This is a genomic window from Streptomyces sp. NPDC031466 (assembly GCF_055581265.1).
Genome location: NZ_JBVIJT010000003.1, coordinates 49,143 through 62,477 on the forward strand (window position 1 = coordinate 49,143; position 13,335 = coordinate 62,477).

Sequence of the window (13,335 nt, forward strand, 5' to 3'; positions counted from 1 at the left end):
AGCCCGCCCGGCATCATCGCGCATGTCAGACCGGCAGCGCCGCGTCCTCGGCCCGCACCAGCGAGGGGAAGGCCGCTTCGAGCCCCGCCTGCCAGTGGCGGATCGGCTCGATGCCAACGGCCTGCCAGCGCGCGTGCCCCAGCACGCTGTACGCGGGCCGCGGCGCCGGGCGGCCGAACGCCGCCCCCGTGCTCGGCCGCACCCGCTCGGGATCGGCGCCGAGCAGTCGGAAGACCTCCCGGGCGAGCTCGTACCAGCTGGCCTGGCCACCCGCGCTCCCGTGGTAGGCGCCCGCGGGGGCCCGCCCGTCGAGCGCGGCGCGCCCCAGCCGTATCAGCTGGTCGGCGGCGTCCACGGTCCAGGTCGGCTGACCGTACTGGTCGGCGACGACCTCCACCTGGTCCCTTTCGCGCTCCAGCCGGATCATCGTGCGTACGAAGTTGGTGCGGCCCGCGCCGAACAGCCAGGCGGTCCGGAAGACGTAACCCGTCTCAGGCAGGCATTCGAGCACCGCACGCTCCCCGGCGACCTTGGTGCGGCCGTAGGCGTTGATGGGGCGGGTCGGGGCGTCCTCCGCAAAGGGCACCGCGACGCCGCCGGAATCGTCGCCGGCGAAAACGTAGTCGGTGGAAACATGGACGAGGCGCGCCTCGAACTCCGCACAGGCGGTCGCCAGAATACGGGTGCCCTCGCCATTGATCCGCAGCGCGCCCTCTTCGTCGCTCTCCGCCTTGTCCGGTGCGGCGAACGCGGCGCAGTTGACGACGATCGCGGGCCGGTGTTTCGCCATCACATCGCGCACCGCGTGTGCGTCGGTGATGTCCAGGGCCTTATGGTCCAAGCCCGTCGCGGTCTCCCCCGCCTCCCGTAGGCCGGTCAAAACGTCTTGGCCGAGCAGTCCTCCCGAACCAGTGACCAACCACGTGCCATTCACGGTGAGTTCCCCCTCGTAGGAATTTCGTTGTGCAATGGGTGCGGGCAAATGCGCCTGCGCAGACATGCTGAGTGCACTCATCGTATCGGCGGGTGAACTCCCGTACGGGGTGACTGACTTCACACGGCGCCCGGTCAAGCTCGGCTTGTGCGTGGGCCTTTGCTGCCACGAGGATGATCTTGTTTTGTAAATCGGGGGAGCTGCGCCTGCTGAAAGCTCCCGAATGGGCATGGCCACCAGTTACGGAGAACGGCATGAAGGTTGCACTCCTCGCCTTTGGGTCACGAGGCGACATACAACCATTCCTCGCTTTGGGTACCGGGCTCCGGGCCCGTGGGCACGAGGTGGACCTGGCCACCACCACGGATTTCAAAGGGATGGTCGAGCACGCCGGGTTGAACTTCCGGGAGATCCCGGGGAGCACCGGGAACTACTTCAAAATGCCCGGGGTCATCAAGGCGCTGCGGAAGAGCCCCTCCATCGTCAGGGCGAGCCGGGCGATCCCGCGGCCGACCCAGGACGAGGTCGTCGCGGCACTCGACGCGATGCACGAGGCGACGCAGGGCGCGGACTTCATGGTCAACGCGATGCTCACCCGGGGCGCGGGCTACGCGGATCCGGGCGTGCCCTGGGGCACCGTCGCCTGGTGGCCGATCGTGCCGACCGGCCGGTTCCCCGCCTTCGGCTTCCCCGAGCTGCCGCTGGGCGCCCCGTACGCCCGGTTCAGCCATTCCCTCGCCGGGCAGCTCGACTGGGCGATGAACCGAGGACCGGTGAACAAGTTCCGCAAGAACAGGGGGCTGCCCCCGCTGAGTGGTGGCTCGCCGGCGAAGAAGCTGGGCGTCGAGTACCCGGTGTTCCACGCGACCAGCCCGAGCGTGGTCGTGCCGCCGTCCGACTGGCCCGCCCGCGCCCATGTGACCGGCTACTGGTTCTGGGACCGGCCGTGGGAGCCCCCGGCGGAGCTGGTGGACTTCCTGGAGAGCGGGGAGCCGCCGGTCGCGCTGACCTTGGGCAGCACCTGGCCCGTCTACGGCGAGGAGACCTTCGAGCGGGTGCTCAAGGCGGTGCGCAAGGCGGGCCGCCGGATGGTCCTGGTGGACGGCCCGGAGGGCGATATGCCGGACGACGTGTTCCGTGCCGGCGAAATGGACTACAGCTGGCTCTTCCCGCGTACGGCCGCGGTCATCCACCACGGCGGCCCCGGCACGGTGGCGGAGGTGCTTCGGGCGGGAGTGCCCAACGTGGTGCTGCCGTGCTTCGCCGACCATCCGTACTGGGCGGCCAGGCTCCTGGAGATGGGCGTCTCGTCGCAGCCGGTGCCGCTGACCAAGCTCACCCAGGAGCTGCTCGACCATTCGGTGTCGACCGTGCTCAGCGACCCGCGCATCGCTGAGCGCGCCGCGGCCCTCGGCCCGCGGATCGTCGGCGACCGTGGCGTCGAGACCACCTGCGAGCTGATCGAGGGGTACGTGAACGGCCAGGCGTCGGGGGAGCGGGACGCGTCCGCCGCCCGTTGATCCTCCCGCACGGCCAAACGCCGGGTCCCCGCAGCGATCGCGCTGCGGGGACCCGGCGTCGGTGCGTATGTCTCAGAGCCGCGCGCGGTACCAGTCCACCGTCTCGGCGAGCCCGGCCGTGAAGGCGTGCGCCGGCCGGTAGCCGAGCTCGCGGCGGATCTTGCTCCAGTCGACCGAGTACCGCTGGTCGTGCCCCTTGCGGTCCTCGACCCACTCGACGCGCTCCCAGCCCACGCCGCAGGCGTCCAGCAGCAGCGCGGTGAGCTCCTTGTTGGACAGCTCCGTACCGCCGCCGATGTTGTAGATCTCGCCCGCCCGGCCCCCGGTGAGTACCGCGAGCAGGCCGCGGCAGTGGTCGTCCACGTGCAGCCAGTCCCGCACGTTCTCACCGTCCCCGTACAGCGGGACGCTGCGGCCCCGCAGAAGGTTGGTGACGAAGAGGGGAATCACCTTCTCGGGGAACTGGTACGGACCGTAATTGTTGGAGCAACGCGTCACCCGGACGTCGAGCCCGTGCGTGCGGTGGTAGGACAGGGCCAGCAGATCGCTCGACGCCTTGGTGGCCGAGTACGGCGAGCTGGGCTGGAGGCGGTCCTCCTCGGTCGCGGAGCCGAACTCGACAGATCCGTACACCTCGTCGGTCGACACGTGGACGAACCGGGAGACCCCGTGCCGCAGCGCGGCGTCGAGCAGCACGCCCGTGCCCACCACGTTGGTGTGCACGAAGGCCTGGGCGGAGTCGATGGAGCGGTCCACATGGGACTCGGCCGCAAGGTGGATGACGGAGTCGTGCCCCGGCATGAGCCGGTCCACGAGCGCCGGGTCGGCGATGTCGCCGTGGACGAAGGTGTAGCCGGGGGCCTCGCGCACCGGGGCGAGGTTGTCGAGGCTTCCCGCGTACGTGAGCTTGTCCAGGACGGTGACCTGGACATCGTCGCCCAGCGGCCGCTCGGAGCCGAGGACCAGCCGGGCCAGGTGGGAGCCGATGAACCCGGCGGCGCCGGTGATGAGGATCTTCATGCGCGAATCTGGACCTTGCTGTGGTCGCCGAGTATGAGGCGGTGGGCTTGCGGGGTGCGCGGCGCGGGGGTCACTTCCGCGGCACGGCCGATGACCGAGGCCTCGATGCGGCCCACGCCGTCGATGGTCGCGCCGGGCAGGATGATGGAGTACTCGATCTCGCTGTCGACGACCGAGCAGTCGTCGGCCACGGAGGTATAGGGCCCCACGTACGAGCCTTCGACGCGGGCGCCGTTGCCGATGATCGCCGGGCCGACGATCCGCGAGCGCACGACCGAGGCCCCAGGCTCCACGACCACCCTGCCGACCAGCTCGCTCTGCTCGTCCACCGAACCTTCGACGCGGTGTTCGAGGCGATCCAGGACGGAACGATTCACCTCCAGCATGTCGGTGGCGTTCCCGGTGTCCTTCCAGTAACCGGTGACGATCGAGGAGTCCACTCGGCGCCCCTGGTCGATGAGCCACTGCAGCGCGTCGGTGATCTCCAACTCGCCGCGCGCGGAAGGACATATGTTGTCGATCGCCTCGTGCACCGCCGGGGTGAAGAAATAGACGCCGACGAGCGCGAGATCGCTCTTGGGGAAATCCGGCTTTTCCTCCAGGCCGGTCACCCGGCCGTCCGCGTCCATTTCGGCGACACCGAATGCGGTCGGGTCGGGGACCCGGGTGAGCATGATCTGCGCGTCGGGCCGTGTCGCCCGGAACTGCTCGGTCTGCTGGGTGATGCCGCTGAGCAGGAAGTTGTCGCCGAGATACATGGCGAAGTCGTCGTCACCGAGCCATTCACGCGCCGTCAGGACGGCGTGGGCGAGGCCGAGTGGCTTTTCCTGCGGAATGTAGGTGACCTCGACGCCGAACCGGGAGCCGTCACCCACCGCCCCGCGGATCTCGTCGGCGGTCTCACCTACGATGATGCCGACTTCGCTGATCCCGGTCTCCGCTATTCCTTCGAGGACGTAGTAGAGAATCGGTTTGTTGGCTACCGGCACCAACTGCTTGGCGGAGGTGTGGGTAATGGGGCGTAGACGAGTTCCGGAACCTCCGGAAAGGACAAGCGCCTTCACGGTACTCCTCGCTGAGATGCGTTGCGCTGCGTTTGCCTGCTCTGTACTGCCAGACCGGGATATTCAGGGCTGGTAAACGGGCAGCAGCCCGGCCGCCTGGGCCTCAGCCACGGTGGGCGCAACGGTGTCTTTGGCGGAGAGAATGGGCTCGATGCCAGGGAGCCACTCGATACCGAGATCCGGGTCGAGCGGGTGAATCGCGCGCTCGCGTTCCGCGACATAGCCGGTGGAGCACATGTAGACGATCGTGGCTTCCTCGGTGAGCCCTTGCACGGCGTGCCCGATGCCCTCGGCCAGGAAAAGTGCCCGGTGGCTCTGGTCGTCCAGGTCCACCGCCTCCCAGCGGCCGAAGGTCGGCGACCCGACCCGTAGGTCGACCACCACGTCGCGCACCGTGCCGCTCGCGCAGGTGACGTATTTCGCCTGGCCCGGTGGTACATCGGCGAAGTGGATGCCGCGAATGGCCCCGCGGCGGGTGGTCGAAAGATTGGCCTGGCCGAGCGGCATGCTGCGGCCGGTGGCCTGCTGGAAAACGTCCCCTTGGTACCACGCTGCGAAGGTGCCCCGAGTGTCGTCGAACAGCTGAGGCTCGAACAACCAGGTGCCCTCGATGGACAGCGGTCTCATCACCAACGTGCCTTCCCCCGGTATGCATGACAGAACAGCGAGCCGCGCTGGAACACGCGACCCGCTTCTGTTGATTTCTTTACGGCTCCACCCAGTTGTGCGTCTGGACCAGCTCCAGGACGCACCGCCGCGCCTGCTGGATCTGAGCGGCGGTCAGGGTGGGTACGCCCTGGATCAGGGCCTCTGTCAACTCCTGGAGAAAGTCCGCACGGGACAGGACATCACAGAGGCTCTCGTCGTCCTCGTCGCGCACCACCGTGCTGATCGGCCTCGCGGGTGCGGTGTGCTGGGCGGGCTTCTCGAGGAGATGGACGTTGCAGGCCTTCAGGCCGCGATCTCCGTCCTCCACCTCGAACTCGACCCGCAGACCGGCTCGGAAGAGGTACTTGTCGTCACGCAGGTCGTTCGCGTGCATGAAGACGTCCTCACCCCCGTCGTCGGGAGCGATGAAGCCGTAACCGCGCGTGTCATCAAACCGCAGGATCTTGCCCGTTACCACCACAACTACCTCTACCCCAAGTACCTTTACCCGGCCACAGCAGTGCCGAGGTGATCATCAACGCTCTTGAACACTACCTGTTGGGCATTGATTTGCGCGAGAGTCGTAGATCACTTCGACGCGTCGGCATTCCGACCGCGGGCCCCCGGCCTCGGGTATGCGGAGTGTGACCTTGGAATCTCCAAGTTGCCGGCGCTGCGCTGCCTCGACACGACCGCAGGAGTCGGCCCCTGAGGGCTGGCTGACCCCTGCCTGCGACGTGCACCCGCACCACGCCCCTGATCAGTCTGCTTCCGTCAGGGCTGCGCGCGCGGCGGCGAGGATCTCCTCGGAGAGCGGGAAGTCCTTGGTGGCCCGGGACAGGACCAGCGCGCCGAACAGGGTGCAGAGGCGGGCGATGCCGTCCTGGTCGTCACCGGCGAGGAAGTCGGCGAAGTCGGCCACCCCCTCGGCGTAGACGCGACGGGCGTCGCTCCCCCCGCTCTCACGCGCGATGTCGGTGGCGAGCGCGGCGACCGGACAGCCGTCCGCCGGGGCGTCGCGGTGCTCGACGGAGAGGTAGGTGTCGATCAGCGCCTGCTGGGCGGCCTCGCGCTGTCCGTCGTGCTGCTCGAGCCCGGCGCTGTAGCGCTGGGTGAGCTCGGCGAAGGCGTGGGCGGTCGCCTCGTCGACGAGCGCCTCCTTGGAGGCGAACTGCTTGTAGAAGGCGCCGTGGGTCAGGCCGGCCGCCTTCATCAGGTCGACGACGCTGACCTGCGTGCCCTGCTCGCGGAACAGGCGGGACGCGGTGTCCACCACCCGCCTGCGATTTTCCTCCGCCTGTGCCTGCGATACGCGGCCCATGACCATCTCCCACTTGGATGTCGACTGGCATCTATCGTAGACCCATGCTTAGATTGTGTGTGTAATCTAATTCGTTGCGGGTGGCCGACGGCGCCCGCGAGGACAGGAGCGAGCATGGAACTGAAGAACACAATCGTGGTTGTCACCGGCGCCAACCGAGGGCTCGGGCGACACCTGGCCGCCCAGCTCGTCGAGCGCGGCGCGAAGGTGTACGGCGCGGCCCGCCGCCCCGAGACGGTCGACGTGCCGGGTGTCATCCCGTTGCGGCTGGACGTCACGGACGAGGCGTCGATACGGGAGGCCGCCCGCGTGGCGTCCGACGCGACACTGCTGATCAACAACGCGGGCATCTCGACCGGCGCGACGCTGGTCGGAGGCGACGTGGCCCAGGTGCGCCGGGAGATGGAGACCAACTTCTTCGGCCCGCTCGCCGCGACCCGCGCCTTCGCCCCCGTCATCGAGGGCAACGGCGGCGGCGCCGTACTCAACGTCCTGTCCGCCCTGTCCTGGTTCCACCCGGCCGGCCTCGGCTCCTACGCGGCTTCCAAGGCCGCCGCCTGGGCGCTGAGCGACGCGACCCGCGAGGAGCTGGCACCGCGCGGTATCACCGTCTCGGCGCTGCATGTCGGCTACATGGACACCGACATGGCCGCCGACGTGCCCGCCGATCAGAAGGTCGCCGCCGCCGACGTCGCGGCCCAGGCCCTGAACGGCATCGAGACCGGCCTGCCCGAGATCCTCGCCGACGAGACCAGCCGGTACGTCAAGCAGAGCCTGTCCGCGGCACCCCAGCTGAACGCGGGGTGACGCTCGCCTCCCCAACCCCGCGCGACCGCCTTCTCGCCCCTCACACAAGGACACCTCACGCGGTCACGACCTTCGGCCACCGGACCGGACTGCGCGTCTCCGAGTACGCGTTCGGATCGACCGCTTCGCCGCCGTGAAGTGAGGGTTGGTGAGGCACTGCCACAGTGCCGCGTCCAGGGGGAGCGCGGAGTCCTCGGGTACGAGTCGGCGCATCTGGCTGGTCTCGGCGGGGTGCGCGGTCGCCGTGGCGAGCAGGAGGCGTCCCTCGTCGAGGGCTTCCTCGCCGGTGTCCCCGACGGATGCCGGAGGCAGCACGGTTCGCGGTAGGGGGGCTGGGTAAGGGGGGCGGGGCGAGCGCGGTCTGGGCCAGGCGTTCGGCGTGCGGGCGCAGGCTGCGGCGGGCGTGGTCGGCGCGGATCATCCGGGCGTACGTGGCCGCGCGCCGGGGCCGGGGCAGACCTGGATGAGGGAGTGCGGGTGACGGATGAGAGGGTCTGGGGCGTGAGTGAGACACCGATGAACACCCTGCAATACCGCTTTGACGGGCCAGAAGACGCCCCGGTCCTGATCCTTGGTGCCTCACTGGGTACCACATGGCACATGTGGGACCGCCAGATACCCGAGCTGACCCGGCACTGGCGGGTCTTCCGTTTCGACATGCCCGGGCACGGCGGCGCCCCCGCACACCCGTGCGGGTCCGTCGGGGAGCTGGCCGGGCGGTTGCTCGCGACCCTCGACGAGCTGGGCGTGCGGCGCTTCGGGTACGCCGGTTGCGCCTTCGGCGGGGCCATCGGCGCCGAGCTGGCGCTGCGGCATCCGCACCGGGTCGCCTCGCTGGCGCTGATCGCCGCGTCACCGCGGTTCGGCACCGCCGACGAGTTCCGCCGGCGCGGCGTGATCGTGCGCAGCAACGGCCTCGACCCCATCGCCCGCTCCGCGCCCGAGCGCTGGTTCACGCCAGGATTCGCTGCCGCGCAGCCCGCGATCACCGACTGGGCCGTGCAGATGGTGCGCACCACCGACCCCGGCTGCTACATCGCGGCCTGCGAGGCCCTCGCCGCCTTCGACGTCCGCGCCGAGCTCGGCCGGATCGGCGTACCCACGCTGGTCCTCGTCGGCTCGGAGGACCAGGTCACCGGCCAGGGCGAGGCCCGCACCCTCGTCGCCGGGATACCCGACTCGCGGCTCGCCGTCGTGCCCGGCGCCTCGCATCTCGCGCCCGTGGAGCAGCCCGCGGCCGTCACCGACCTGCTCGTGCGCCACTTCTCCACGGCCTGGCAGGACACGCAGACGGCGATCATCACACCGCCGCTCGGCAAGCCCGTCCCGACTCCGCCGCCCGCGGCCCCCGTGACGCCCATGGCACCCGTGGCACCCCTGGCGGAGATCGCCTCGCCGGAGCAGCCCGAGGCCGTGGCCGGCCCGGTCAGGAGCGACCCGTACGAGGCGGGGCTCAAGGTCCGCCGGGAGGTGCTCGGCGACGCCCACGTGGACCGGGCGCTGGCCGCCGCCGACGACTTCTCCGGCGACTTCCAGGAACTCATCACCCGCTACGCCTGGGGCGAGGTGTGGAACCGCCCGGGTCTGGACCGCCGCTCCCGCAGCTGCGTCACCCTCACCGCCCTCGTCGCCGGCGGCCACCTCGACGAGCTGGCCTTCCACACGCGTGCCGCCCTGCGCAACGGCCTCACCCCGGCCGAGATCAAGGAAGTGCTGCTCCAGGCCGCCGTCTACTGCGGTGTTCCCGCGGCGAATTCGGCCTTCAAGGTCGCCCAGGCCGTGATCCGTGAGGAAACCACGCCTCCGGAGTAGCAGGATGGGGGGATGACTGGCATGACGAACACCGCGGACAGCTCTCCCTCGCGCGCGAAGCGCATGACCTTCACGAAGAAGTCCCACGCGTGCGTGCATCTCGAAAAGGACGGACGCACGCTGGTCATCGACCCGGGCGGCTACAGCGAGGACGACGCGGCCCTCGGCGCCGACGCGATCCTGGTCACCCACGAGCACGCCGACCACTTCCACGAGGGCCGGCTGCGCACCGCCATGGAGGCCCGCCCCGACACCGAGATCTGGACGCTGAAGTCGGTCGCGGACCAGCTCACGGCCGTCTTCCCGGGCCGCGTGCACACCGTCGGGCACGGCGACACCTTCACGGCCGCCGGGTTCGACGTCCAGGTGCACGGCGAGCTGCACGCCGTGATCCACCCGGACATCCCGCGCATCACCAACGTGGGGTACCTCGTCGAGGGCTCGGTGTTCCACCCCGGCGACGCCCTGACCGTCCCCGACCAGCCCGTGCACACACTGCTGCTCCCGGTCATGGCGCCCTGGAGCAAGATCTCCGAGGTGATCGACTACGTACGGGAGGTCAGGCCGCAGCGCGCCTACGACATCCACGACGGGCTCCTCACCGACCTCGCCCGGCCCGTCTACGACAACCTGATCGGGTCCCTGGGCGGTGCCGAGCACCTGCGCCTGACGCCGGGGGAGACGGCCGAACTCTGACTGTCGGTGGCGGCCGGTAGGTTGTGAGGCATGCGCATCGCGACCTGGAACGTGAACTCGATCACCGCTCGGCTGCCCAGGCTCCTGGCCTGGCTGGAGAGCACCGGCACGGACGTGCTGTGCGTCCAGGAGACCAAGACGACGGCCGAAGGCTTCCCGGCCGCCGAGCTGCGTGAGCTGGGCTACGAGTCGGCGGTCCACGCCACCGGCCGGTGGAACGGCGTCGCGCTGATCTCGCGGGTCGGCCTGGAGGACATCGTCAGGGGCATGCCGGGCGACCCCGGGTACGAGGGCGCGGACGAGCCCCGCGCCGTCTCCGCCACCTGCGGCCCGGTCCGCCTCTGGTCGGTGTACGTGCCGAACGGCCGCGAGGTCGACCACGCCCACTACGCCTACAAGCTCCAGTGGTTCGAGGCCCTGAAGGCCGCTGTCGCCGGGGACGCGGGCGGCTCGCGCCCGTTCGCCGTCCTCGGCGACTTCAACGTCGCGCCGACCGACGACGACGTGTGGGACCCGGCGCTCTTCGTCGGCGCCACGCACGTCACCCCGGCCGAGCGCGCCGCCCTCGCCTCCCTGCGCGAGACGGGCCTGACCGACATCGTGCCGCGCCCCCTGAAGTACGACCACCCGTACACGTACTGGGACTACCGCCAGCTCTGCTTCCCGAAGAACAAGGGCATGCGCATCGACCTCGTGTACGGCAACGAGCCGTTCGCTAAGGCCGTCACCGACTCGTACGTGGACCGCGAGGAGCGCAAGGGCAAGGGCGCCTCCGACCACGCGCCGGTGGTGGTCGACCTGGACGTCTGAGCCCCCTCAGGGCAACAGGGCCTCTCTTGCGGATCTCGCCGGGCTCGCGGCGTCCGGCCTGATCCGCAAGAGAGGCCCCAGCAGGCGCAGGTCCACCGAGTCCGCGAGCGCCGCGAGCCCCGCGTCCCCCGGATGCAGATGGTCCCCGCTGTCATAGGAGGGGAGCAGCCGCGCCGGGTGCGCGGGGTCGCGCAGCACCTCGTCGAAGTCGAGCACGGCGTCGAAGTCCCCGCCGCCACGGAGGTACGCGTTGACCGCCTCCCGCCGGGTGTTCGCTGCCGCCGTGCAGAGCGACTCGCCCTCGCAGGGCGCGATCGTCGCCGCCACCACCCGCAGCCCCCTGGCCCGGGAACGCTCCGCGATCTCCCGCAGGCCCGCGATCACCTCCCGCGCCGAGGCCCCCCAGCGCACGTCGTTGACCCCTTCGAAGACCACGACCGTGCGCGCCGACGTCTGCGCGAGGACGTCGCGGTCGAGGCGGTGCAGGGCGCTGACCCCGCCCGTGTCGGTGGAGACGCCGTCGCCGGGATAGCGGTCGGCGACCACGCGGTTGGCCGAGATCCCCTGGTTGAGGACGCCGTAGCGCGGGACCTCCGACTGGTTCAGGAGCCGGGTGGCGAGGATGTTGGGCCAGCGGCGGTTGGCGTCCTGCGTCGACTTCACGCCGTCGGTGATGGAGTCGCCGAGGAGTACCACGGAACCGGGTCCGCCGCCCACGTCGACACCGGTGAGCAGCGGCCACGTCGTGATCGTCGAGGTGTACGCGGCCGGGGAGGTGTCCGCCGCGTGGTCGCCCGGCCCGCTGACGTACGAGCGCTGGACGGCCTGGCTGTGCACGGGCGCCGTCGCCACCGGACCGGGCAGATGGAAGCTGACCAGCAGGTTCGTGTCCGCGGGCACCCGGAAGTCGAGCGGATCGCTGACCGCCTGGGCGCCCGCCGGGATCTCGGTGCCCGCCCGGCCCCGGAAGGAGAGCCGCCGCGGTACGCCCGTGGCCGTGGCCCCGGCCCGCTGCACCGCCACGGTCGCGGCGCCGATCCGTACCGGGGCCGCCGCGAAGGTGTTGTCCAGCCGGACGCGCACCCGGGGTCCGCCCGCGCTGGTGTGGACGACGAGCCGTACGGTGCGGTCGCTCCAGGGCCCCACCGCCGTGTACCCGGCGCTCGCCGCCGACCAACTGCCGGTCCACCCCTTGGTCCGCGCCCGCACCGAAAGGGCGAACACGTGCAGGTCAGGGGTGCCCGGGTCGGGCGGCAGGGTGACGGAGGCCACCTCGCGCCCCCGGACGAGCGGCACGGTCACCACGTACAGCCGTGCCTTCTCGGCGAGCTGCCCGCCCGGTGTGTTGATGTGCGGCAGGGCGACGGTCTTCGTGGCGAGCGGGCCCGAACGCCAGTCCGGTGCGGTGAGCCGATAGCGGCTGAGCGAGCCGTCCCGGTAACGCACCGTCCCGGTGCCACTCGCCGTGCCGCCGGTGCCCGTGACCAGGAAGGCGAGGGCATCGCCCCGGCCGCGCACCCGCACCGACTGGCCGTCGGCCCGGACGTTGTCCCGTTCGCCCGGCCGGGTGCGCGGCCGGGCGAGTCGCGCCCCATCGACGTCCAGGGAGCGGCCGGGGGTCCAGCCCGCGGCCCGCAGGTCCCGCGCCGAGAGGGAGCCGCCCGCCCCGTCGAAGTCGGCGGCGCCGGGCCGGGCGTCGTCGCTGACCGCCCTGTTGTCGAAGAGCCGCTCCAGGGGGAGCGGCCGGGGCGGAGTGGCCGTGGTGCGCGCCGACGCCACGGGCACGGCACCCGCGAGCAGGGCGAGCACGGCGGCCGTTCCCCAGCTGTGTCGGCGCACGACGGGCCCTCCCGAGGGTGATGACGGATGCGCCATGAAGCTAAGGAGGCGTCGGAGGCGCGTCAATGAGCGGGGCGGGAACACGACGCGAACTCGTCGCACGGGGCATGCGAACACGCGGCCCGCCCGCTTCATGTGACGTCCGGTCATCACCCGCCGTCGTCTCCCGCCCCGTGGTGCCCGCAGGTGGTCCACCCGGCGGCCCCCGAAGGGTGAATGGGAGGATTTCGTGATCAACTGATGCCGGTTACCTTTGGGACACCACAGCGGCAGCGTCCGACCGCGCGACCGGTGGCGCCACTCGACGGAGAGGCCGATCATGAACATTCCGTTCCTCGCCAAGTGGCGCCGTCGGCACGTGGCGGCGGACCCGGCCGACGGGCTCGCGGCGGCCTTCGCGCGGAACCCGGACGCCGTGGCCGAACTGTTCTCGGAGTGTGAGCTGCTGCGGTCCCAGGCGGCCGCGGCCGGCCTCGAACTGGACGACTCCCCGGCATCCCTGACCGCCCTCGACCAGCTGCTGCCCCGCTGGCGCGACGACCCGGAACTGCTGCCCTGGCTCGGCAACGACGCCGGGCTGTACCTGGGGACGGTCGTGGTGCGCACCGTGCCGGGCGCCGTCTGGCACGTGTGGCCCGGCGGCAGCCCCGTCGTGCGGCTGAGGTCCGGACGGGACATCCCGGTCGTCGAGGCGGGGCTCGACTGGGCGGTGCAGGGGGCGCCCGAGCTGTCGCAGATCTACTCCGAGGCCTCCGAGACCTAACCGCAGTTGCCGCAAATACGGTTAATGCCCATACATGCGTGTCGTCCATTAGGTCCCGTTTTCACGTGGATAGTTTGCGCGGACGTACACAGCTGAGAGTG

Annotated in this window: 13 protein-coding genes; 6 read left to right on the forward strand and 7 right to left on the reverse strand. The window is 70.6% G+C overall.

Annotated features, from left to right (window positions below; all coding sequences use genetic code 11):
- Positions 1 to 25: 25 nt before the first annotated feature.
- Positions 26 to 934 carry a dTDP-4-dehydrorhamnose reductase gene (gene rfbD, locus ACZ5GP_RS06400; protein WP_468750140.1) on the reverse strand — a complete coding sequence of 303 codons (909 nt, stop codon included), beginning with the start codon at positions 932 to 934 and terminating at the stop codon, positions 26 to 28.
- A gap of 254 nt (positions 935 to 1,188) precedes the next feature.
- Between rfbD and ACZ5GP_RS06405 the strand changes: the two genes are divergently transcribed.
- Positions 1,189 to 2,454 carry a glycosyltransferase gene (locus ACZ5GP_RS06405; RefSeq protein WP_468749701.1) on the forward strand — a complete coding sequence of 422 codons (1,266 nt, stop codon included), beginning with the start codon at positions 1,189 to 1,191 and terminating at the stop codon, positions 2,452 to 2,454.
- Between the two features lie 72 nt (positions 2,455 to 2,526).
- Here ACZ5GP_RS06405 and rfbB read toward each other — a convergent pair whose 3' ends face one another.
- The 5 genes from rfbB to ACZ5GP_RS06430 form a co-directional block, all read right to left on the reverse strand.
- On the reverse strand, positions 2,527 to 3,474 hold the full coding sequence (gene rfbB, locus ACZ5GP_RS06410; protein ID WP_468749702.1) for a dTDP-glucose 4,6-dehydratase: 948 nt from the start codon (positions 3,472 to 3,474) through the stop codon (positions 2,527 to 2,529).
- Entirely contained in the window at positions 3,471 to 4,538 is a 1,068-nt protein-coding gene (locus ACZ5GP_RS06415; RefSeq protein ID WP_468749703.1) for a glucose-1-phosphate thymidylyltransferase, read from the reverse strand. Before ACZ5GP_RS06415 ends, rfbB begins: the two co-directional genes overlap by 4 nt.
- Positions 4,539 to 4,601: 63 nt before the next feature.
- Complete coding sequence (locus ACZ5GP_RS06420) at positions 4,602 to 5,165, reverse strand: dTDP-4-dehydrorhamnose 3,5-epimerase family protein (protein ID WP_468749704.1); 564 nt, start codon at positions 5,163 to 5,165, stop codon at positions 4,602 to 4,604.
- 79 nt (positions 5,166 to 5,244) lie between these two features.
- The gene (locus ACZ5GP_RS06425; RefSeq protein ID WP_468749705.1) at positions 5,245 to 5,664 is read right to left on the reverse strand and encodes a cold-shock protein; all 420 of its coding nucleotides are present in this window, start codon (positions 5,662 to 5,664) and stop codon (positions 5,245 to 5,247) included.
- Between the two features lie 282 nt (positions 5,665 to 5,946).
- Complete coding sequence (locus ACZ5GP_RS06430; protein ID WP_468749706.1) at positions 5,947 to 6,507, reverse strand: TetR/AcrR family transcriptional regulator; 561 nt, start codon at positions 6,505 to 6,507, stop codon at positions 5,947 to 5,949.
- Between the two features lie 114 nt (positions 6,508 to 6,621).
- On the opposite strand from ACZ5GP_RS06430, the gene ACZ5GP_RS06435 reads away from it, so the two are divergent.
- From ACZ5GP_RS06435 to ACZ5GP_RS06450, 4 genes are all read left to right on the forward strand, one after another.
- Positions 6,622 to 7,314: an SDR family oxidoreductase gene (locus ACZ5GP_RS06435; protein ID WP_468749707.1), complete on the forward strand. Its 693-nt coding sequence runs from the start codon at positions 6,622 to 6,624 to the stop codon at positions 7,312 to 7,314.
- A gap of 501 nt (positions 7,315 to 7,815) precedes the next feature.
- Positions 7,816 to 9,126 carry a bifunctional 3-oxoadipate enol-lactonase/4-carboxymuconolactone decarboxylase PcaDC gene (gene pcaDC, locus ACZ5GP_RS06440; protein ID WP_468749708.1) on the forward strand — a complete coding sequence of 437 codons (1,311 nt, stop codon included), beginning with the start codon at positions 7,816 to 7,818 and terminating at the stop codon, positions 9,124 to 9,126.
- 63 nt (positions 9,127 to 9,189) lie between these two features.
- Positions 9,190 to 9,822: an MBL fold metallo-hydrolase gene (locus ACZ5GP_RS06445; protein WP_468750141.1), complete on the forward strand. Its 633-nt coding sequence runs from the start codon at positions 9,190 to 9,192 to the stop codon at positions 9,820 to 9,822.
- Positions 9,823 to 9,852: 30 nt separating this feature from the next.
- Positions 9,853 to 10,632 (forward strand): exodeoxyribonuclease III, encoded by a 780-nt coding sequence (locus ACZ5GP_RS06450; RefSeq protein WP_468749709.1) that lies wholly within the window; start codon positions 9,853 to 9,855, stop codon positions 10,630 to 10,632.
- Positions 10,633 to 10,638: 6 nt separating this feature from the next.
- Here ACZ5GP_RS06450 and ACZ5GP_RS06455 read toward each other — a convergent pair whose 3' ends face one another.
- Positions 10,639 to 12,507 carry a GDSL-type esterase/lipase family protein gene (locus ACZ5GP_RS06455; RefSeq protein WP_468749710.1) on the reverse strand — a complete coding sequence of 623 codons (1,869 nt, stop codon included), beginning with the start codon at positions 12,505 to 12,507 and terminating at the stop codon, positions 10,639 to 10,641.
- A gap of 283 nt (positions 12,508 to 12,790) precedes the next feature.
- Between ACZ5GP_RS06455 and ACZ5GP_RS06460 the strand changes: the two genes are divergently transcribed.
- A complete protein-coding gene (locus tag ACZ5GP_RS06460; RefSeq protein ID WP_468749711.1) occupies positions 12,791 to 13,234 on the forward strand; it encodes a DUF6278 family protein in 444 nt (147 codons plus the stop codon).
- The last annotated feature ends 101 nt before the right edge of the window (positions 13,235 to 13,335 follow it).